Origin of the sequence: Streptomyces sp. NPDC007875, from assembly GCF_042868035.1 — a bacterium.
GTDB lineage: Bacteria > Actinomycetota > Actinomycetes > Streptomycetales > Streptomycetaceae > Streptomyces > Streptomyces antimycoticus.
In genome coordinates, this window is record NZ_JBIADZ010000023.1 from 139725 (window position 1) to 157981 (window position 18257).

Below are 18257 nucleotides of genomic sequence, written 5' to 3' on the forward strand. Positions count from 1 at the left end.
CATTGGGGCCGCCCCATGAACATCACCACCCGGTTACACCTGCTGGAAGCCATCCGGCGTGCCGAACAGGCAGTCGCCGCGCGCACCGCCGCCGACCGCGCCTGCACCCGAGCCACCAAGGCCGCCGCCGAGGCGCTCACCGAAACCCGCCGCCACCAGCAACAGCTGGCCGAAACCCCCGCCCCCGACGACACACAGCACGCCCAGGCACTGGAAGCAGCACGGCAGACCTACGCCGACTGCAGCCGACGCCAGCAGGCCGCCAGGGCCAAGGCGGGCCGCGCCGTCGCTGCGGCCCGCGCGGCCAACCGTGGGCTGGCCGCTCTCTACACCCCCCACGCCCGCGGCCGCGCGACCGGCGGCCAGCGGCGGCACGCCGTCGCGGCGAGCCTGCTGGACGAACTGGCCTCCATGCCGCTGGAACTGCTCCGCGCCGCCGACGCCATCCTGGTGCACTCCAGCGCGGGCAAGGATTCACTGGTGATGCTCCACCGCCTGGCGACCTGGGCGGACCAGGCCGGATGCAAAGACAAGATCGTCGTCGTGCACTGCGACCTGGGAGACACCTCCGAATGGCCCGGGGTGCGCGAGCTCGCCGAGCGCCAGGCCGACCGCTACGGACTGCACTTCGTCGCGGTCGACGCCGACGGCGGCCTGCTGGGCCTGGTGGAGAAGCGGGGGATGTTCCCGGACGCCACGCGCAGGCTGTGCACCAGCACGCTGAAACGGGACAAGGCCAACGTCCTGCTCACTGCGATCGTCGCCGCCCTCGGCCTGGACCGGCAGGCGCTCATCATCAACTGCCTGGGCATCCGCGCCGCCGAATCCACCGCCCGTAGCAGGAAGCGCGTGCTGTCCATCGACGCCCGGACCAGCAACGGCAAACGGCTCGTCCTGACCTGGCACCCCATCCACGCCCTCTCCGACACCGAGGTCTGGCAGGAGATCGCCGCCGAGGGCCTGGAGTACCACCCGACCTACGACGCACTGATCCCCCGCCTGTCCTGCGTGTTCTGCGTGCTCGCCGGATTCAGCGTGCTGGTGCGCGCCGTCCGCCTGTGCTGGGCCCTGGGCCTATCGCTACCCGAGCGATACGAAGAGCTCGAAGCCCGGATTGGCCACCGCTTCAAAGAGCAGTACAGCCTCGCAGACGTGATCAAGGAAGCCGCCCGGATCGAAGCCGAGGAAGGCCCGCTCACCTGGCGCCGCGGAGACGCCATCCGCGACCAGCTCGGCGATAACGCCGCCGACGACTACCTCCACCGCCTGGCCCTGGCGGCCTGACCGAGGGAGGGCCCGCCGCGCCGCGGCAGGCCCTCCCGGGGGCCCTGCGACGCGCCAACAGCCCGTACCCAGAGGCGAGCTCCACTTGCCCACCCCAGCCTTACGAAGAGGAACACCCATGGCCAAGGAGCGCGTAAGCGCCGGTCCCGGCATCATCCGCGAGGGCATGCACATCGAGTACCTGCCCGTCTTCCGCCCGGACCCCCGCTCGAATCCCTGCCACGGCGGCACCATCCTGTCCATCGGCACCAAGACGGTCCGCTGGCGCCCCTACAACTGGCACTGCGCCGTCCGCACCTGCCTCGAGGCCATGCGCATCGCCGCCGAAAGGCACCTCGACACAGACCCCCTCAGGCGCTCCCGCGAACCGGCCGTCCCACCCCGCAGTGGCGGGCGTGGAGCCTCGCCCAGCACCGCGACTACGCCGCCGCACACAACGCGCCCATCGAGGCCCCCGCCCACTGTGAGGACGGCGAGCCCCTGCCCGACGAACAGCGACCGCTCCTTGCCCCAGGGATCATCGAGCCGGGCTGGCACATCGAGTACCTGCCCGCGCACCGCCCCGGGCCGCACACCCGGCACGCCTACGGCGGGGCGATCGTCTCCATCGGCCCCAAGACCGTCCGGTGGCGCCCTCACGGCTCCGACTCGGACATGCGCACACCTCTCGAGCACATGCGGATCTCCACGGCGCACATCCCAGCTCACATCACCGTGACCAACACCCTGGCCGGCCGACCGCCCACAAAGTGGGAACTCTCGGTCTGGATCAAGGCCGTGCGCGGGGAGGGCAAGTGGGAGCACACCGGCCGCACCCACCGAAGCATCGCCCGCTACTGGCACGTCCTGGACCCGATCCTCAGGGGGTGGATCGCGGACGGCATCGAGAGCCTGCGCGAGATCACCCAAGACGACGTCAAGCGGGCCATCGCCACCCGTAAGGGGACGCCGGCCCGCACCCGTAAGGGGACGCCGGCCCGCTCGATCCACATCGTCCTGCGGAACGTCTTCCGTGCCCTTCGGCAGGAAAGCGTGATCTTCCGCGATCCCACCCGCGGCCTCGTCTTAGCCGGGATCAACAAGACTCCACCATCCGTGCCCTCGGACCGGCTGGCCGGCGTCCTCAGCCACGCACAAAACGACTTCCAGCGCTTCGTGATGGTGCTGGTCTGCGTCCACGCGCTCAGCGGCACCGACATGCGCCACCTGCTACTTACCGACCTCGACCTCTCCCGTGAGCGCCTCATCGTCCGACGACCCGGCAAACGGCACATCATCTACCTGGACGAACTGACCTACCGCTGCGCCTCCGCGTGGATCCGCGAACGTCACCGACGCTGGCCAGTGACCACCAACCCCCATCTGCTGGTGGACGTTGGACTGCGGTGGACACCACCCACTCGCCCATCGGCACCACGTTCACCAACATCTTCCGGCCCACCGGCCTCAAACGGCCATGCGATACGTCACTGCGGCGCACCCCGAACGCACAGCGAAGCTGCCACGGTGAGAGGGGGCAGCCCTGAGGCCAACCCCCACCACCTGGTGATGGGGCATCAAGCGAGTCGGATGCGGTTCGGTCCCGTCTGTTCCATCTGCATCAGATCGATCCGCCCGTCGGGCAGAGCGACGCAGCCCGGGTGCGGCTGATCGAGACGGTGGATGGCGCCCTGGGCGGCAGGGCAGGCCACCGCAACGACGTCGCGGGCGGCCGTGACGAGCACGAGCCGGCCGAACGGATCGTACGCCGCCCTCGCTCCCTCGCGTTCGTCCTCCCACAGAGCGCTGACCAGCAGCTCGGCTAGCTCTTGGTCCTCGTCCTTGGGGCCGTACCAGGCCAGCGTCCCTACGTAGTCGGCAAGCTCGGGATGTTCGTCCACGGTCAGCTGAAGCGGCCAACCGCCGTGCTTTTGTGCCGCGGCCCGCACCACGATCGGCAGCGTCGCGTCGTTCTCCGCGCACGCGGCCACCAGCGCCTCGCGCACCGGCCCCTCGATGCCAGCGCTATCACGCAGGGCGGCCGCGGCGCGATGCAACCGAAGCCAGTGTGCGATGTTGTCTCCGCCGAAGTCGGCACCGAACGCGGCGAGTTCATCCCTCTGATCCCGAGTGAGCTGGGGGCAACGTCGATCCACCGTTGTGCGTTCCTCCTTGAAGTAGGAGTGGTGGTAGCGAGTGTCGGCCATGACTGCGGCGTTCGCGGTCGTAGTCGCTGCGTCGACAGCGATCGCCGCGGCCCGCAACTCACCGGCCTTCTGAAGCTGTACTGCCCACTCGCGCAGCACCTTCGTACGTTCGACATGGGCAACGAGCTCGTCGGGGTCCCATTCCAGCGCGACGGGGCGTTCGCCTCCCACGTACCGCTCGATGGTCTCCCGCGTGTGGGTGCCTTCCGGATAGAGCTCGACGTCTTCACCCACCAGGTGTGCGAGCTGTGGGAGTCCTGCTCGGATCACGCTCGCGCCTGCAGGCGTGAACAGTCGTGTGTCGGGCCGACGCCAGCGCCCCAGCAGCCCGGTCTGCTGCTCCGGCACGGCAAACGTCAGATACACCAGCGACTGCGGGCCCTCCTCCTTGCTCCAGAAGGGCTCGGCGCGCACGCCCAGGCCGAAGAAGAAGCACCTGCGCGCATCGTCGGGCGTGAGCAGTCCCGCCGCCACGATTTCTTCGGCGATGTGCTGCCCATGGGATCCCACCGTCGGGTACAAGGTCCGCACGTCCATCGCCGAGATCAGGCACACGATGCGCTCGCCACCGTCCGCCGGGCCGCGCCAGATCCGCACATGTACCGAGTACTGGTCCTGGGACCACGGGACGGAGAAGTCCATCACCTGGTCCGTCACCCGTGGCAGCGGCGCTTCGAGAGCGGGCAGGTCGAGCCACATCGGCACCGGGAGCCGCCGCAGCGGGCCGTCGGCAAGCGCTTGGCCTCGTTGCGCGGCGAACAGCCGCACTTCTGTCGGCACCCAAAGCGCCGTTTTCGCGGAGCCTGCGTGGAAGCGCGGGCGGGGAGGCTCGCCGCCGCGCAGCCGTCGACCAATCTCCGTCGCCGAGACGTCGAGCACCTTGGCGACCTGGTTCGCGTTCCACAGTTCCTCGGTCTCGTCCTTCACCGACGTCGCCGACGCACGGTCTGCCATCTGCCCCTCCAAGAAGATCCGTTGCGAAAGTCACACGCTACCGAATGCAGGTTACGTACGTAACCCAATCGCTCGAATGCGTTACTTGCATCAGGAGATGGGTCGCGAGTAGGGAGCGGAGGAGCATTCCCGTCGGAGAACGTCCGCCGGCGCTCCAAGCCGTTCCACGAGGCGATCTCAAAGCTGATCAGCCTCCGCACGCCCGGCGACGCACGGGCGCTGAGTCACTGGTCTGGGCCGAACGGGCGATCCGACCCGGCAGCCCACCTCCTGGCAGGAGCGGCGGCGTTGACCCGTTTGTGGAACTGGGAATCGCGGAGTCGTCCGTCACGATCAAGACCTTGTCGGTGAACGGTAAGCGGATGCCGAAGGGGATCTACGGCCAGCTGCCGCAGCGCTCCTTGCTGGCCGACAGCGACTGCGAGGTGGTGGGCCGCCCCTGGGGCCGTGTCGTGGACCCGAAGTGCTGCCACGACGCCCGGCGCAAGCCGCACTGGCACGTCCTGTACGAGCACGACGGCGAGTTGTTCGTCTGGGTGGCACTGAAGCGGCGGGAGGACGCGACCTGGCACCTTCGGGACGGCGGCTACCAGCCCCGCTCGAAGCAGGGGACGGCTTTCGTGGACGCGTGCCTGCTGGAGACCCATCTGGGGGCCGCCGACTTCTTTCAGGGCAAGGTCTTCAGCCTGGTGCCCGAGGGCGAGCTGGTGACGCTGATCGAGGACATCAAGGTCTATCTGACCTGCTCGAACGAGGCCAACCGGCTCCGGTCCGCCCGCGAGCGGTGGCCAGGCCACCCCAGCGTCGAAGAAGCGGAGAAGGAACTCCGCGCTCTGTACGAGAGGCGGGGCAAGAGCGCCCGCGAGCTGTACCCGGAGCTGGTCGCGGACGTGCAGCAGGTGAAGCAGGCCCGGACCAACTACGTGGCGGCGCTGGAGATGGTGGCCGGGCTGCCTCAGCTGTTCCTCGGCGCCTGAGCGATCACCGCGCCGCGCCCGGCGCGGTGCGGGTGGCGGGCCCTCGCCTCGGCTCGGCCCCGCACGTCCTCGGCGCGGTCTTCGGCGTCCTGGGCGAGAGCGTCCGTCGTACCTGACGGGATGCCGAGCCGCTGTAGCCCCGACGGCCCCGGTATGTACTGCGGACCCGTCGCCGTTAGGCTCATAGATGGCCGAACCAGTGCGGGTTCCGGCCATTCGGCGTCCAGGAATCCGCGAACCTGCGCGCCTTGCCATGCGGTAGCGCCAAGCTGAACTACGCCTCCCCGGCCGGGGATCTCTACACCGGGAGCTATCACCTGGCGTGCCGGCGGGCCGCTGAGGCCCTCACCGCCTCCGGGGGAACCGTCCTGATCCTCTCCGCCGCCCACGGCTTCGTCTCCCTGGACGAACCGCTCAGCCCGTATGAGCGACGGATGGGACAGCCCGGCAGCGTCCAACTCGACACGCTGCGCGCCCAAGCAGACCAGCTCGGCCTCCACCGCGGCTCCCACCTGATCGCCCTCGGCGGCCGCGCTTACGTCAACGCGGTCGCCGCCGTACGGCCGGACGCACTCCGCCCCTTGACCGGCTGTCGCGGGATCGGCGAACAGCGTGCCCGGCTGAGCCGCATCGTTGCCGCCGAGCACCCGCTCCGCCTGGTGGAAGAGCTCGCCGGCATCCGCCGGCGGTGACTCGGCAAACGGGCCCTCAACCGAGGTCCGGTTTGTGGAACCAGCGCAGGTCAGGCAGTGCGGGGGAAGCCTGGCAGACCGACGGTGGACACCGCCGGCGCCAGGCATTCCTTCAACGCTCTGCGTCCAGGGCTGATCAGGGTGTTGCGCGCTGCGGTTGCGGGCGGCCAGTGCGGCATCGAGCTTCCTCGGCGCGGAGCCGGTCGGCGATCCAATCGGGCAGAGGCGCCACAGGCACGTTGTGTTCGACGAGGTACGGCAGGCCGCCGACGAGCGAGCCCGGTCCGACGAGGTAGCCGCCGCTGCGGCGGCCGGGCCCGCGGACGTCGATCCCGGGCCCGAGAGCGCCGGAGCTGCTGCCGATCGTGCAGTCGGCCGGCACCCGGAAGTACAGGTGCAGCCCGCCCGAGGGCGTCGCGACGGTGAACGTGTCCGGCCAGTCGGTGAGTCCTTGGGCGTCGATCTGGGCGCGCAGCGTCGCAGCACCGTTGTGGACCGGGCCGTCGCCGTGGTGGACGTCGAGATCCAAGACGACTACGGCGGAGGCCCGGCAGGCGATGCCGACGTTCCGGCCGCCGTCGAACAGCTCGGGGAGGACGTCCTCGTCGAGCGTGGCCAGCTGCTGCCACCCGGGCTCTGGAACCCGGCCCCCGGCGGGAAGTGGGAAGACCGCGAGGCCCCGCCATACGGCGCTCCGTGCGGCGGTGAGGGCGGTGGGCACGGGGCAGTCGGCGTCCCAGTGCCACAGTTGGGCCGGGTCCCGGCGGTGCTCGGGGCAGTCACCGCGCTCGGTGCCCGCGGCGACGCCCCCGCAGCGCGTCTTCGGGCAGGTGCAGCCGGTGAAGGAACCGCCGAGCACCGTCGTGCCGTGGCGCACAGACCCGCTCGCCTCGATGACGGCCTGGACGTCGCGCACGCTCACGCGGCCTGGTCCTCGTCGTCGTAGCAGATGCACTCGCCGTACGGGTCGCTACCGCCGCCGGCACCACACTCCGGGCAGCCGTAGGGGTCGTAGTCGTCGTCGTAGTCGCCGGTCGCGGCCCGCATCTCCTCGTGCCGCCAGCCGGTGCAGTCGTACTCGCACCCGCAGCCCTTGGTGCACTCCGGGCAGATCACGCCGTACGTCCAGCCACATGTGGTGCACATGACTTTGTTGGCCGGGTCGTTCTGCTGCTGCCGGAGGTAGTCGACGGCTTCCTTGTACGTGTTGATGTCGGCGTACGTCTCCAGGTACTCGACCAGGGTGTCCCGCTCGTCGGCGTCGGGGTGGTCCAGGAGCGCAATGGCGTCGGCGTGCTTGATGCCCAGCTCGTCCTTGAGGTCGGCCAGGGCCTTCTTGCGCGCGTGGTTCTTCGGCATCTCAAGCTCTCGTTTCTGCGGCTCGCGGTGATCCCAGACTCACCGGCCGCCAAGAGCGAGGGCCGGCAGGGGTGATGCGGTGTGGTGGGCGGCTCGGCGCGGGGCACCTTCGGTGTAGCTCGTCCGGTCTGGGCCGAACGCACCGGGCCACGAGCCGGGCCCACAGTCCAACGACTGCAGTCCCGACTCTAGGGGAGGGGACTGACACTCGTGGCGGACGTCCCCGTTGCCGGCCCCCGGCGTGGGCGGTGCTGGCTCGGAGTCAGGCCGACGTGCGACGGCCACTGTCCACCCCCGTAGAGACCCGTACTGACGGAAGAGTCGCAAATCTGACGAAGTTGTGATGCCTGGGACGCGTGAGTCCAGTGGGGTTGGACGGTTGGACGTCCGGGGTGCTTCTCCGGGGGCCGTTTCCGGACCAGGGAAACGGGGTGTGAGCTGCGGAATTTCGGTGGGGAGAGTACAGCCCCGAACCCCCCGACGTGACTCGCATGGGGTATAGTTGTCTTGTTGGTGGGCGGTGGCAGTCAGCCAACACCGAAAACCCGCATTCCAACCCAAGGGAGAACTCTGTGCCGCTACACCCCGATGCTGACCCGCTCGCGGCCAGCACCACCGTCGTGACCTTGCGCCCCGACGGTCTGGTCCGCGACTTCGAGAAGGAGCCCGGCACCTTTCTGGACCTCGCCGAGCTGTTCTCCGGCGCGCCCCCCTACGACACCCTGAGGCTCCGCTACGGCCTGGAGATGCACCACCACCTCGGCAGCACCGAGGCGCCCAACGCCGCCGCATCCCGCCTCGCCGAGCACTGCGGATACGAGCCCATCGACATCCGGGGCACCGTCTGGTTCACCGGCGCCAGCGCCGAGACGGACAGCGCACCCGGCATGGACGACGCAATGTACCTCGAGCTCTTCGAAACGCTCAGTGCCGTCAGCGACACCCACGGGCTGCGCCTGTGGAGCCAGTACCGGCCCCACGAGACGGTCTTCGTCAAGCCCACCGACTACGCCCCGGGGGACACCCTCTGGCTCGGCCAGCCTCACCGCTTCATGCGCCTGGCCGACTACCCGAGCGACTCCGTCACCGCCCAGCTCTTCCCCGGTGCCCAGTACTTCCAGTGCGACGACGGCTTCACGATGGGCGCCACCGCCCCTTCGTACCCGACGCGTGCCGACCAGGCTCCGCCCGGCTACTGGCAGCGCACCGGCCACCAACTGCTGCCCGCCTCCGACTGACCCGCCCGGATGCCCGCCCGGCACGGACCCGGGCGGGACCCGATCAGGGGAGATTCCCATGCACACCACCGTTGACGACTTCGCGGCCGCCCAGGCGGCCACGCTCCATCAGGCACAGGGACTGGCCCGCACGATCGCCGACACCCTCACCGCGATGTACCCGACCGCCGCCTACCTGGCCCTGGAGCGGGACGAGGACGACCGCGACCACCTGTGGCTCCACAGCATCCGGGACATCACCGGTCACATCCTGTGGGACACCGCATCCTCCTCACCCCTGCCCGCTCTCGCCGATGCCGAGCTGCGGCAGGCGTGGGGCCAGATGGACCCCTGCGTGCCCAGCAATCTGGGGGACTTGATCAACAGCCTGGCAGCAGTCGGCGCCCTCTTCGACTTCCTTCCGGATGCGGTCGCCCACGAGGACGACCCGAAGGATCCCGATCCTGACCTGCTCTGCCTGACGCTGAGCGACCAGGCCGAACCCGGGCTCTGGTGGTGGGACGGCGACGCGCTCCTGCGCCCGTACAGCGCCCCTCGGCCCGCCACACCCCACAACTGACCCGGGCCACCACCGCCCACCTGCCGCCGTGCCCCAGCAACAGCACCGGGTGCGGCCCCATAGGAGACAACCGACCATGACCCTCAGCGCATCCGCCGGTCCCCTCACCCCCATGCCGCTGCGCCTCACCGTCACCACAGAGATCACGTATTCCTGGCGGCACAACGTGCCCGTCCCCGTCGCCCTGGCCGACTCTCCCTCCCAGCTGGCCGACTGGCTGACCCAGCACGAAGAAGGGTGGGTGGAGGACTGGGACCCGGACGACGCCGACACCGCCGAACACGGAGCCTGCTCGCTCACCGTCGATGCGGTCGAGATCCGCGACCCGGCCGTTGACCCCGACCGCATCCCGCCGACCTATGCCGAGCTCCACCAGCAAGCCCTCACCAACACCATGTACGCGGCGATGCAGCTTCTCCGGGCCGAACTGCCGACCCTGCGCATGACCGAGCTGCCGCACCCGAGCAATCGGCCTGGCGCGGCCGACGACGACTGGGAGGCGGTCGCTTCCTGGGATGGACCTGTCTCAGGACACGTCACGATCACCAACGGCACCCGCTTCTGCTTCGAGACTGGTCACCTGGACGAACGCCTCGCCGACCAGATCGCAGACAACGCTGACGAGGTCTGCGACACAGAACGCGTCTGGGCCCTGAACCGCAAAGGCGTCGTAGAGATCGGCAACCTCATCGTGAGCGAAGCAGCCGAGGTCGCCCGGATCCTCGCCCGGCACAACGCCACCGCCGCATGACCGGCCCCGCCCGGCCGGGCGGTCGCGGCTCTGCTCTCCCTCCCCACCACCAGCGAAAGGCAGGAGCAAATGCTCCGCACTGACGGCTCTGACAGCACCACGACCCTGAACACGGACAGCGCCGAGACAGACTCCGGCATACAGGACGAGACCACCGTGACCGTTGAGCTGACCGTCACCGAGGAAGTGACGTACGAGTTCAACGCCGAGGTGGCGGTACCGTCCCACACGGTCAACGATCCAGGGGCTCTGCGCGACTACCTCGACGACAACGAAGACCTCTGGCTCGACGAACTCGACCCGACCGGCAAGAACGCCTGCCTCTGCATCAACGAGCGCAGCCTGGACAGCGCCTCGGTGGTCCTGGCCGCATGACCTCTCAGCTGGCCGCCGGGCCATGCCGGCGGCCAGCTCACCGGCACCAAGCACCCGCCCCGACGCCGAAGCAGGAAGTCGTGACGACCCCCTACCGCATCACCTGGGAAATCGAGCTTGAGGCAGACAACCCCGTTCACGCAGCCCGCCAAGCGCTCGCCCTCCACCGCGAGCCCCGATCATGGGCAACCGTCTTCACCATCCACCCTCACGGTGACACCCAGGCGCTGATCGTCGACCTGGACCCCAAGCACCTCGACCCGTCAGGCAACGGCACGCCGCGCGTCACGCCCGTCTAACCAGCATCGTTGATCACTACGCAGTTCACCTGGGAGCGCCGAACAGGAGTCGGGCCGGGTGGGCGAGTTCGGCACGTGCACGCTCGCCGATGCCGTGGGCGGCGTTGCCGGCCAGGGCGAGGGCGTCGTACTCAGAACCGGAGGCTGACGTCACATCCAAGCGCTAGCCACATAGGAGTGAGTCGGCCCGTCGCCACCAGCAATGGCCGTCCACCCACCCCCGCGCGGCAAGCTGCCGTGCTCGGAAAGGTAGGTAGGCATCCACGCCTCCGCATCGCGTGCCACTGCGTGCACCAAGGCGGTGCCCGGCGGGAACATCCGGTCGGCCACGACACATGCCATGCGCAGCGCCTCGGACATCGACGGGATCTCCGTCACCCGCGTATGCATGCTCTCCGGGGTGCCCCTGCCCATCACGGTGACCTGCCACTGTGAACTCGTCCGGACGTAGTCGGCGAGTGCCTCGGGGGCATTCGCCATCCGCTCGTGCGCCGAGGCCGCCGTGACCGTGGAGGGGCCCGTCAAGGTCACCATGACCCCAGGCATCGCCTCGACATGCCCATCCGACACCGGCCCCAGATTCCTCGGCCTGCGCGGCTTGTTCGCCTTGTCCCGTCCCATGAGCGGCTCAACGACCAGCCGCCGGATACGTTGCCGTGCACGGCGCGTGATGTCGGAAGCCGACCAGTCACTCCTCCGGCTTCTCCTGCGCGTCGCCGATGACGACGCGCAGGTCATGGATGCCTTGCAGGATGTCGATGAGAGCTTCCTCTGCTCCGCCCAGAGCGCGCCGGGTTGCCTCTACATCCCCGTGCTCCGCGGCCAGTTGGGCACTGAGTGCGTACACCGCGGTGGTCACTGCGGCGAAGGCGGCATCCCGGCCTGGCGGCGGTTGGTCTTCGCCGGATTCTGAGACCTGGATCGCAGTGCGCTGGAGCCGGTTCGTCAGCACGTTGGCCGCGAGGCCCGGGTCGGGGCCCACCTGCGACGACCAGCCGAGCACAGTGTCGAGGACATCCTCGATCTCTTCTTCTTCGGCCAACCGCGTCGCGGCGGTGATCTCCAGCTCCGTGGTGGCCAGCAGACTGCCCAGAAGGTGAAGTCGGTCCTCTTCCTGTGGCCCCTCGGGGCGCAGGACTGGATCAGTCACAGGCTCAGCCCCAAGGGCCACCAAGGCCCGATACACCTGATCCGCGCTGGCTGGATGCTCGCTGCTGATGCTCACATCCTCCAGCATCACCTCACGAAGCCGGGACGTCTGGCACCCACACCGTCGCGGCACCCGGACGGCCAAGCGTCGCATCAGCGCGTCCTTGACCTCCGACTTGTACCACCTTTGATACTCCTCGTGACGATCAGCTGAAGAAGCACAACGAGAGGGCGGCATGCTGCAGGTTCGTGATCTATGAATGGTATAGTTGTCTTGTTGGTCGGTGGTGGCAGCCGCCCAGCACCGGAAACCCGCTCCGCTTCAAAGGGGACAACTATGACGACCGCGACGGTCAACGAAACCTTCGCCCTCTGGGTGCCGCCCACCGGCAAGTTCCGCTTGGTCCACTGGCACACCATCAGAACCCCGCAGAACGCCCTGTGCTCCGACACGGTCCGTCCGGTAACCCTCACCAGCGAGCTGACCATGTGGACGGATGAGGGCGCCAGCCCGCTGCGCCTCCCCCGAAACCCCCGCGCCTCGGGGCTGCTGATCGCCTACCAGCCCCACCCGGGCGACTACTTCGGCGACGCCCTCTTCACCGGCGCCACCGACGTCAGCGGCGACGTGGTCCACGGGCTCACCTTCGATCAGGCCATCACGCTGATCGACCTCTACGTCCTAGGCGTCACTGCCTCCGCGACCGGGCCTCAGGACCACTGACACCAGGTCAACCCGGGCCCCGGGGAATTCCCGGGGGCCCGGGCCAAATCAAAAACCCGAGAAGGAACACGTGAGGAAATACACGATCATCGGCGACTGGTACAGCGTGGAAGACCTCGCCCCGTCATTCACGATCGTCACCGAAGGCGAAACCTACGAAGAAGCCCAAACGAATGCCGCGACGACCCTTCTGGAATACAACCCCCAGCGTGCGGAAGGCGAGAACGGCGAGACCCCCGAAACGCTCTGGGGAGGCGACAACGGCGCCTACATCATCGCCGCATTCGAGGGGGACCTCAGCGACCAGCTCGTCCAAGGCACATACGGGCTGATCGCATGACCACCCTGGCCACCCAGACCTACACCGTCATCGGCCTCACCTCGGACCTCGACGACACCGAACTGTCCATCGCCGCCGTCCTGCCCGGCCCTGTCACCGACCAGATCGAACCGCTCTCCACCAGCGAGAAGGACTTCACCCGCTGGGCTGAAGAGTTCGACGCACCCGACCCCGACACGGCGGCCGCGCTGGCCTACGAGCACTGCGCCACCACCACGCCGAGACCGCGACCCAGCGAAACGGCCGGTGACTACGTGCAGCGGGTCCTGAAGGAATCCGGGATCGCCTCCCACGAGGACGGGCACGCGAGTGCCGGTTGCTTCTGGATAGTCGTCGTCACCCCCGGCGGCGGAGAGATCTGGATCAACGGCCTGGACGGACAGGAAAACCTGGTCCACTACCCACCCGCCGCGCACTGCGGCTGGCTCGTCTGCTCGTACCCGGATCCGGACGACTCGAGCATCTTCTCCGTCCTGCACGAGGGCGGCAGCACTGACCTCGTCGCCGACACAGCCGCCGCGCTCGAGGCCATCCGTGCAGAGCTGGAGGCCCAGGCGGCCACCCGACCCACCTAGCTGTTCCCCGCTCACGAGGGGGGAGTTGTTCGAACGGCGCAGGCCCGCACCACTCGGTGCGGGCCTGCGCCGGGTTGGGGCCGATCAACTCGGCTCATCCTCATCCCTCGGCTGGCGGCGTAGACGTTGCGGTGCACGGTGCCGCCCGGCGATCCCGGCACCATACGCAAGGGGGATTGCCCTCGCGTTGCGCGAAGGGGTTGCCCGTGTGTTCTCACCGGGCCGCCGACGGACCCCCGGGCCAGCCGCCTCCTGACGTCCTTGCCCGAGTTGGCATGCGAACCCCGCGAGGTTTTTCACGGTTCGCGTTCCGCGGTGTGGCCAGATGGGAGTGCAGACCGCCCCGCTCCTCCCAGCGGGGCGACTCTGCACTGCCGGAAAGGCCGGCAGGACACCTGGAGAAAGGAACTCGTGCGTGAACACCGACGTCCTCGGGCCCGGCGGTGGCGACGACCCGCGCCTGCCCATTGCGCTGCTGGTAGCTGCTGTCGCAGCCGCGGCCGCAGTGAGCGAGGCGTGGGCGAGCGGGGTGGGAACAGCGGCCGCCGTCTACGCCGTCATCACCGCCAGCAGCCAGGACCGGAGGAGCTGACCGTGGCCCGATCGAAGCCATCCGCCGCCGAGCTGGCCCTCGTGGCCGAAGTCGAGAGGCAGGGAGGCACCGTCACCCCGACGCAGCTGGAGCGGTGGCGTCAGCAGGCGTGGCTGCCCCGGACACGGGAATGGTTCAGCCCCGGCTCCTCCACGCTCCGGCCCGACGTCGTGCTGCGCGCCGTACAGCTCGCCGGCTACTCACGAGCTGGCCGCAGCATCGGGTGGGTCGGCTGGGTGTTCTGGGCAGTCGACGACACCGCGGACAGCGCAGCCAGGCTCCGAGCCGCCCTACTCAAGCCCCTGCGGCGGCCGTTTACACGAGCGGGAATCGAGCAGGTCCCCGAGGGCGATTCGGATGCGGCATTCCAGGCACGGCAGGAGGCGGTTGCCCGGCTGCTGCAGGGCCGGCAATCCCGTCGGCGAGACCTCGATGGGACCCTGCGCGCGGCCGCCGCCGACGCCCAGGTCGACCTGCCGCGCTCGCCAGCGCACTCGATACCGAACCTGCGCCACCGGGCCATGCTGGAACTGGGCGCGCAGCTGGGAGTCGGCGGCGTAGCCGATATCGGCTTCGAGGGCCTGATGGAGGCGGCCGAACGTCTCGGGGCGGACCAGGCAGAAATCGATCGACTCCGTGAGACCCACCGGCGGGCCCAACTCGCCGGCGTCGACATACTGGCGGACTATCCCTTCATCACGCAGGGCCTCCCCGGCATGCTCCGGGCCGTCGAGACAGCTGACGACCAACTGCTGTGCGCGGCGGTGCGAGCCTGCACGGCGGCATCATCGACCCTGTGGGAGGTACTGAAGCGGGCAAGGGACAACCCAGAGCTCCTGTTATGGCTGATGAGCCATGTGATGTGGGACAAGTGGGTTCGCCACAGTGGATTCGTGCCGGACGGAGTGGCTGGCGAGGCCGCGCTCGCTCTGAGCACCGTCTACTTCTTGACGGACCCGGACTGGGCCCAGGACCTCGGCCGCTTCGTGCAGGACATGCACACCGTGCTGCACGACACGCACCCATCCCGCGCACAGCGACCGTCTCCATAGCCTGCGGGCAGTGCAGCGGCAGAGCGGCCTGGTGCCACCAGACCGAGAGCCCGGCTGTACACATAGCTGCGGCGCTGCCACCTGAGGCTCGCATTGCCTCGCCGCGCCGACGCGGATCCGGCCCGGCGGCCGACCGCCGCGTCCGGGTGGCTTGGTCCTCCTCCTGGCGTTCCCGCGGCGCCTGGGGGCCGGCCGCGCCGAGCTCGATGTGCGCGCACCGGGTTCGCCCGCCCGCGGCCGCCGGCGGTGAGCCCCGGCACGGCTGCTGCTTTGGGGGCGGTGGTGGGCGCTTCTGACGCAGAGGCAGGGGTCCGGCTGCACGCGGCCCAGGATCCGCACCGCAGCCCCCTTTCCACCGCATCGGAAGCCCAGGCCGCGCTCCGGCGGGATTGGCCGGACGGGGGTGCACCGAGAGTTGCACGGACCGTTGGCTGCACAGGCGCATCCAGAGTTGCACCGTAGGTACTGCCGAGGGTGTGAGCCCCCTTTCCGCGATCTTGAGTGTTTTGCCTGGTCAAGCGTGCTGGGCAAGCCTGTTCCGCTCACCGACACCTCTTCTCCGCGGTAGTCGGAAAGAGGTTGGTGGGGTTCTCCGGGGTGGCCGAGGAAGCGGCCGGCCGTTGCGGCGCGAGTAGCCGCGCCCGGTGGGCGGCCCGGTGAGCGACAGCGCCGTGGCGGGCCGAGGGGGTGGGGCCGGGCCGGGTGCCCCAGCGATGTCGCTCAGGGGTCGGATGTTGGAGAAACCCGAGGTCAGATGGTGTTTCCCTCTTCCATGACGTGATGCTGAGAGGTTATAGTTGTCTTGTTGGTTCGGCGGTGGCAGTCGATCAACACCGAAAACACGCCCCATTGCTGGGAGATCACGCATGCCCAACACCATGAAGCACACCGCTCGCCAGTCCCCCACCCGCACCCTGGCGACTCTGATCCGCGCTATGGACGACCAACGGGCCGTCACCATCACCTACATCAGCAGCGACGGTGAGGAGTCGGTGCGCACCATCGAGATCCATGACATTCGCACCACCCGGGCGGGCCGGATCATCATCCGGGCGATGTGCCGCATGCGCGGTGAGATGCGCACGTTCCACCCCGCACAGATCGTCACTTACACGGTCCATCGCATGGGCTTCGCGATGGACGCTCCGGCGGACGAGACCCCCTCCACACACATGGCCAAGACCCCCCGGCGGTTGATCTCCCTGGAACTCGACCGCGACTACCCGGACCCCGTGGCCCTGGCCGCGTAAGCGGCACGGGCCCCGAAAGAGGCCCCTCAGGCAGCCAGCCAGAGCCCCAAGGACGACACTTCAACACCAGGGAAGGTCATGCCGAACACTAACGACCGCCGCAACCTCTCCGCCGTTCCCGCCCCGGCCCCCGAGCCTGAGCAGGAGATGCCCTACACCGAAGCGGAGATGGAAGACGCCATGGGGCACCTGCTGGCCCGCATGACGCCCCTGACGCGCCGCACGGGACGGAAGATCGAAGAGATCATCGAGTCCGAGATCTTTGGACTCCTCGCGCTGGCCTACATCGCCGCGCTCCGCAAGAACCCTCCGGCCGGAGAAATCGACGCGCTCGCCTTCTCCTACTACGTCCGCATGCTCGCCAGTGCCCCCGAGGGCTTCGACGACGTCACGGACCTGATCGTCCTCGACAGCATCCAATGGTGCGCCCCCGCGCTCGATGCCGAGGCGCAAACCCGCGCGCTGCGCGCCGTCCAGGACTGACCCGCTTCCTGGGGCGCGTACGCCCCTGTGCGTCCCGTTCCGGCGATCGCTGCGCCCCCGAGGGACCGGGACACGCGGGCAACCCCATAGACGATCGTGATCTATAGAAGTTATAGTTGTCTTGTTGGTCGGCGGTGGCAGTCGGCCAACACCGAAAACACACCTGCACGAACGGAGTCACCCATGACCAGCACTCCTGGCGCCCTTCTCGTCACGCCCGAGGTGGACATCGTCCCGATCGGCCTTCCCGCTACTCCTGAGGAGCAGCTCACGGTTATGTACTCCCTGCTCCGTTGCCACTTCGTGGACGTCGTGCGTCTTACCGACCAGATGGACATGTGGCTGGACGACGGAGGGGCCTACACCCAGCCGGTCAACAAGCTGGCAACGGTGCTGGCCATGCGCTTCGGGCGCACGTCGCAGCCGTACTACGGGCCCGTGATGCTGGCTGGCCGTGACGCCAAGGGCGACACCGTACCGCTCAGCAGGGACAAGCTCACGGCACTGCTCACCAGCATCGAAGACCTGCTCTGAGCCCCACAGCCGGAGCAGCCACAAGGCTGCTCCGGCCCCCGGGACGCGACTCGTGCGCCCCGTTCCGGCGGTGGGGGAGTGGCACCCCCACCGCCACCGAAGACACCTGCGAGAAGGGACACCCCACGATGCCGAGCAGTGCCGAATGCGTCAGCCAGACGGTCAGGATCCTGGAGCTGTCGGCCCGCGTTGCCGAGTCCGGTCACATTACGCACCTGCCAGTGAAGATCACCCCCGTCGGTTGGGCAGCCTGGTATCGGGGGGACTGGCAGCTTGTGGCGCAGACACGCATGAACGACGAAGTACGGCGCCTGAAGACCGAGATCGAGACGGCCGAGCCTCCGGCTGACGTAGCCCACCTTTGGCCGTCCGCGCAGGAGTGGCGAGCGTCCACGGTTCGTACCGCCATGGACGATGCGTATGAGCGGGTGGTGGAGGAGATGCGCCGTGAGGCTCTGACCGCTATCGACGCCAAGGCGGCTGACTTCCTGTCGGTGGAGTGGGTTGAGTCGACTGCACCGTATCTGGTTCAGGGTGAGTGGACGGTTACGGTGTCGGTCCGGGGGACTGACCATGCGGCTGTACGGGACGCGTTCGCGGCCAGCTTGGACAGCAGGCGCGATGAGATCGTGGCAGACGCTCAGAAGCGCATTCCGCGCATTTCTGGGACGTTCCCCGCGCCTCGCGACACTCCGGAGAAGGTGCGGAAGGCATGGCGGCGGGATCGTCGGAAGGGGACTGTTCCGAAGCCTGCTTCGGGTGCGTTTGCGCCTGGTGGTTGGGTGAGGTGGCAGCACCCTGAGAGTGGCGAGATGCTGACAGGCATCGTTTCCAGGTGGTTGCAGGGTGAGCGGACCGATTCGGCTCGGCGCACGGTGTTCCCC

General features: G+C 68.7%; 24 protein-coding genes. 18 read left to right on the plus strand and 6 right to left on the minus strand.

The window, feature by feature from the left end:
* Positions 1-15: 15 nt before the first annotated feature.
* Positions 16-1284 carry a phosphoadenosine phosphosulfate reductase family protein gene (locus ACFYOY_RS36195; RefSeq protein ID WP_388591824.1) on the plus strand — a complete coding sequence of 423 codons (1269 nt, stop codon included), beginning with the start codon at positions 16-18 and terminating at the stop codon, positions 1282-1284.
* Between the two features lie 654 nt (positions 1285-1938).
* Complete coding sequence (locus tag ACFYOY_RS36200) at positions 1939-2934, plus strand: hypothetical protein (protein ID WP_388591826.1); 996 nt, start codon at positions 1939-1941, stop codon at positions 2932-2934.
* On the opposite strand, the gene ACFYOY_RS36205 is transcribed toward ACFYOY_RS36200, so the two are convergent.
* The gene (locus tag ACFYOY_RS36205) at positions 2841-4424 is read right to left on the minus strand and encodes a hypothetical protein (RefSeq protein WP_388591828.1); all 1584 of its coding nucleotides are present in this window, start codon (positions 4422-4424) and stop codon (positions 2841-2843) included. The two genes, ACFYOY_RS36200 and ACFYOY_RS36205, sit on opposite strands and share 94 nt — an antisense overlap.
* A gap of 347 nt (positions 4425-4771) precedes the next feature.
* On the opposite strand from ACFYOY_RS36205, the gene ACFYOY_RS36210 reads away from it, so the two are divergent.
* Both ACFYOY_RS36210 and ACFYOY_RS36215 read left to right on the plus strand, forming a co-directional pair.
* Positions 4772-5401, plus strand: a complete 630-nt coding sequence (locus ACFYOY_RS36210; protein ID WP_388591873.1) for a hypothetical protein — start codon at positions 4772-4774, stop codon at positions 5399-5401.
* Positions 5402-5649: 248 nt separating this feature from the next.
* Positions 5650-6093: a DUF6884 domain-containing protein gene (locus ACFYOY_RS36215; protein ID WP_388591829.1), complete on the plus strand. Its 444-nt coding sequence runs from the start codon at positions 5650-5652 to the stop codon at positions 6091-6093.
* 136 nt (positions 6094-6229) lie between these two features.
* Here the strand turns inward: ACFYOY_RS36215 and ACFYOY_RS36220 are convergent, their stop codons facing one another.
* Together ACFYOY_RS36220 and ACFYOY_RS36225 are read right to left on the minus strand one after the other, a co-directional pair.
* Entirely contained in the window at positions 6230-7015 is a 786-nt protein-coding gene (locus tag ACFYOY_RS36220; protein ID WP_388591831.1) for a bifunctional DNA primase/polymerase, read from the minus strand.
* Positions 7012-7452 (minus strand): hypothetical protein, encoded by a 441-nt coding sequence (locus ACFYOY_RS36225; RefSeq protein ID WP_388591833.1) that lies wholly within the window; start codon positions 7450-7452, stop codon positions 7012-7014. The genes ACFYOY_RS36220 and ACFYOY_RS36225 overlap by 4 nt, the downstream gene beginning before the upstream one ends.
* A gap of 572 nt (positions 7453-8024) precedes the next feature.
* Between ACFYOY_RS36225 and ACFYOY_RS36230 the strand changes: the two genes are divergently transcribed.
* From ACFYOY_RS36230 to ACFYOY_RS36250, 5 genes are all read left to right on the plus strand, one after another.
* Complete coding sequence (locus tag ACFYOY_RS36230; RefSeq protein ID WP_388591835.1) at positions 8025-8690, plus strand: hypothetical protein; 666 nt, start codon at positions 8025-8027, stop codon at positions 8688-8690.
* A 58-nt stretch (positions 8691-8748) separates the two neighbouring features.
* The gene (locus tag ACFYOY_RS36235) at positions 8749-9249 is read left to right on the plus strand and encodes a hypothetical protein (protein WP_388591837.1); all 501 of its coding nucleotides are present in this window, start codon (positions 8749-8751) and stop codon (positions 9247-9249) included.
* A 76-nt stretch (positions 9250-9325) separates the two neighbouring features.
* Positions 9326-10000 carry a hypothetical protein gene (locus ACFYOY_RS36240; protein WP_388591839.1) on the plus strand — a complete coding sequence of 225 codons (675 nt, stop codon included), beginning with the start codon at positions 9326-9328 and terminating at the stop codon, positions 9998-10000.
* Positions 10001-10069: 69 nt separating this feature from the next.
* Positions 10070-10375 carry a hypothetical protein gene (locus tag ACFYOY_RS36245; RefSeq protein ID WP_388591841.1) on the plus strand — a complete coding sequence of 102 codons (306 nt, stop codon included), beginning with the start codon at positions 10070-10072 and terminating at the stop codon, positions 10373-10375.
* 80 nt (positions 10376-10455) lie between these two features.
* The gene (locus ACFYOY_RS36250) at positions 10456-10674 is read left to right on the plus strand and encodes a hypothetical protein (RefSeq protein ID WP_388591843.1); all 219 of its coding nucleotides are present in this window, start codon (positions 10456-10458) and stop codon (positions 10672-10674) included.
* Positions 10675-10699: 25 nt separating this feature from the next.
* On the opposite strand, the gene ACFYOY_RS36255 is transcribed toward ACFYOY_RS36250, so the two are convergent.
* The 3 genes from ACFYOY_RS36255 to ACFYOY_RS36265 form a co-directional block, all read right to left on the minus strand.
* The gene (locus ACFYOY_RS36255; RefSeq protein WP_388591845.1) at positions 10700-10828 is read right to left on the minus strand and encodes a hypothetical protein; all 129 of its coding nucleotides are present in this window, start codon (positions 10826-10828) and stop codon (positions 10700-10702) included.
* Positions 10825-11208 (minus strand): hypothetical protein, encoded by a 384-nt coding sequence (locus tag ACFYOY_RS36260; protein ID WP_388591847.1) that lies wholly within the window; start codon positions 11206-11208, stop codon positions 10825-10827. The genes ACFYOY_RS36255 and ACFYOY_RS36260 overlap by 4 nt, the downstream gene beginning before the upstream one ends.
* A gap of 154 nt (positions 11209-11362) precedes the next feature.
* The gene (locus ACFYOY_RS36265) at positions 11363-11899 is read right to left on the minus strand and encodes a hypothetical protein (RefSeq protein WP_388591849.1); all 537 of its coding nucleotides are present in this window, start codon (positions 11897-11899) and stop codon (positions 11363-11365) included.
* A gap of 261 nt (positions 11900-12160) precedes the next feature.
* Here ACFYOY_RS36265 and ACFYOY_RS36270 point away from each other — a divergent pair, with 261 nt between their 5' ends.
* The 9 genes from ACFYOY_RS36270 to ACFYOY_RS36310 form a co-directional block, all read left to right on the plus strand.
* Positions 12161-12547 carry a DUF3846 domain-containing protein gene (locus ACFYOY_RS36270; protein ID WP_388591851.1) on the plus strand — a complete coding sequence of 129 codons (387 nt, stop codon included), beginning with the start codon at positions 12161-12163 and terminating at the stop codon, positions 12545-12547.
* 70 nt (positions 12548-12617) lie between these two features.
* Positions 12618-12887: a hypothetical protein gene (locus tag ACFYOY_RS36275; RefSeq protein WP_364013762.1), complete on the plus strand. Its 270-nt coding sequence runs from the start codon at positions 12618-12620 to the stop codon at positions 12885-12887.
* Positions 12884-13462, plus strand: a complete 579-nt coding sequence (locus tag ACFYOY_RS36280; RefSeq protein ID WP_388591853.1) for a hypothetical protein — start codon at positions 12884-12886, stop codon at positions 13460-13462. The genes ACFYOY_RS36275 and ACFYOY_RS36280 overlap by 4 nt, the downstream gene beginning before the upstream one ends.
* A 415-nt stretch (positions 13463-13877) precedes the next feature.
* Entirely contained in the window at positions 13878-14054 is a 177-nt protein-coding gene (locus ACFYOY_RS36285; protein WP_388591855.1) for a hypothetical protein, read from the plus strand.
* A gap of 2 nt (positions 14055-14056) precedes the next feature.
* Positions 14057-15106 carry a hypothetical protein gene (locus ACFYOY_RS36290; protein WP_388591857.1) on the plus strand — a complete coding sequence of 350 codons (1050 nt, stop codon included), beginning with the start codon at positions 14057-14059 and terminating at the stop codon, positions 15104-15106.
* An 866-nt stretch (positions 15107-15972) separates the two neighbouring features.
* Positions 15973-16356 (plus strand): WYL domain-containing protein, encoded by a 384-nt coding sequence (locus tag ACFYOY_RS36295; RefSeq protein WP_364013750.1) that lies wholly within the window; start codon positions 15973-15975, stop codon positions 16354-16356.
* A 78-nt stretch (positions 16357-16434) separates the two neighbouring features.
* A complete protein-coding gene (locus ACFYOY_RS36300; protein WP_388591859.1) occupies positions 16435-16839 on the plus strand; it encodes a hypothetical protein in 405 nt (134 codons plus the stop codon).
* Between the two features lie 183 nt (positions 16840-17022).
* Positions 17023-17373, plus strand: a complete 351-nt coding sequence (locus ACFYOY_RS36305; protein ID WP_388591861.1) for a DUF3846 domain-containing protein — start codon at positions 17023-17025, stop codon at positions 17371-17373.
* A gap of 128 nt (positions 17374-17501) precedes the next feature.
* The coding region (locus ACFYOY_RS36310; RefSeq protein WP_388591863.1) for a hypothetical protein at positions 17502-18257 on the plus strand (756 nt) is incomplete at its 3' end.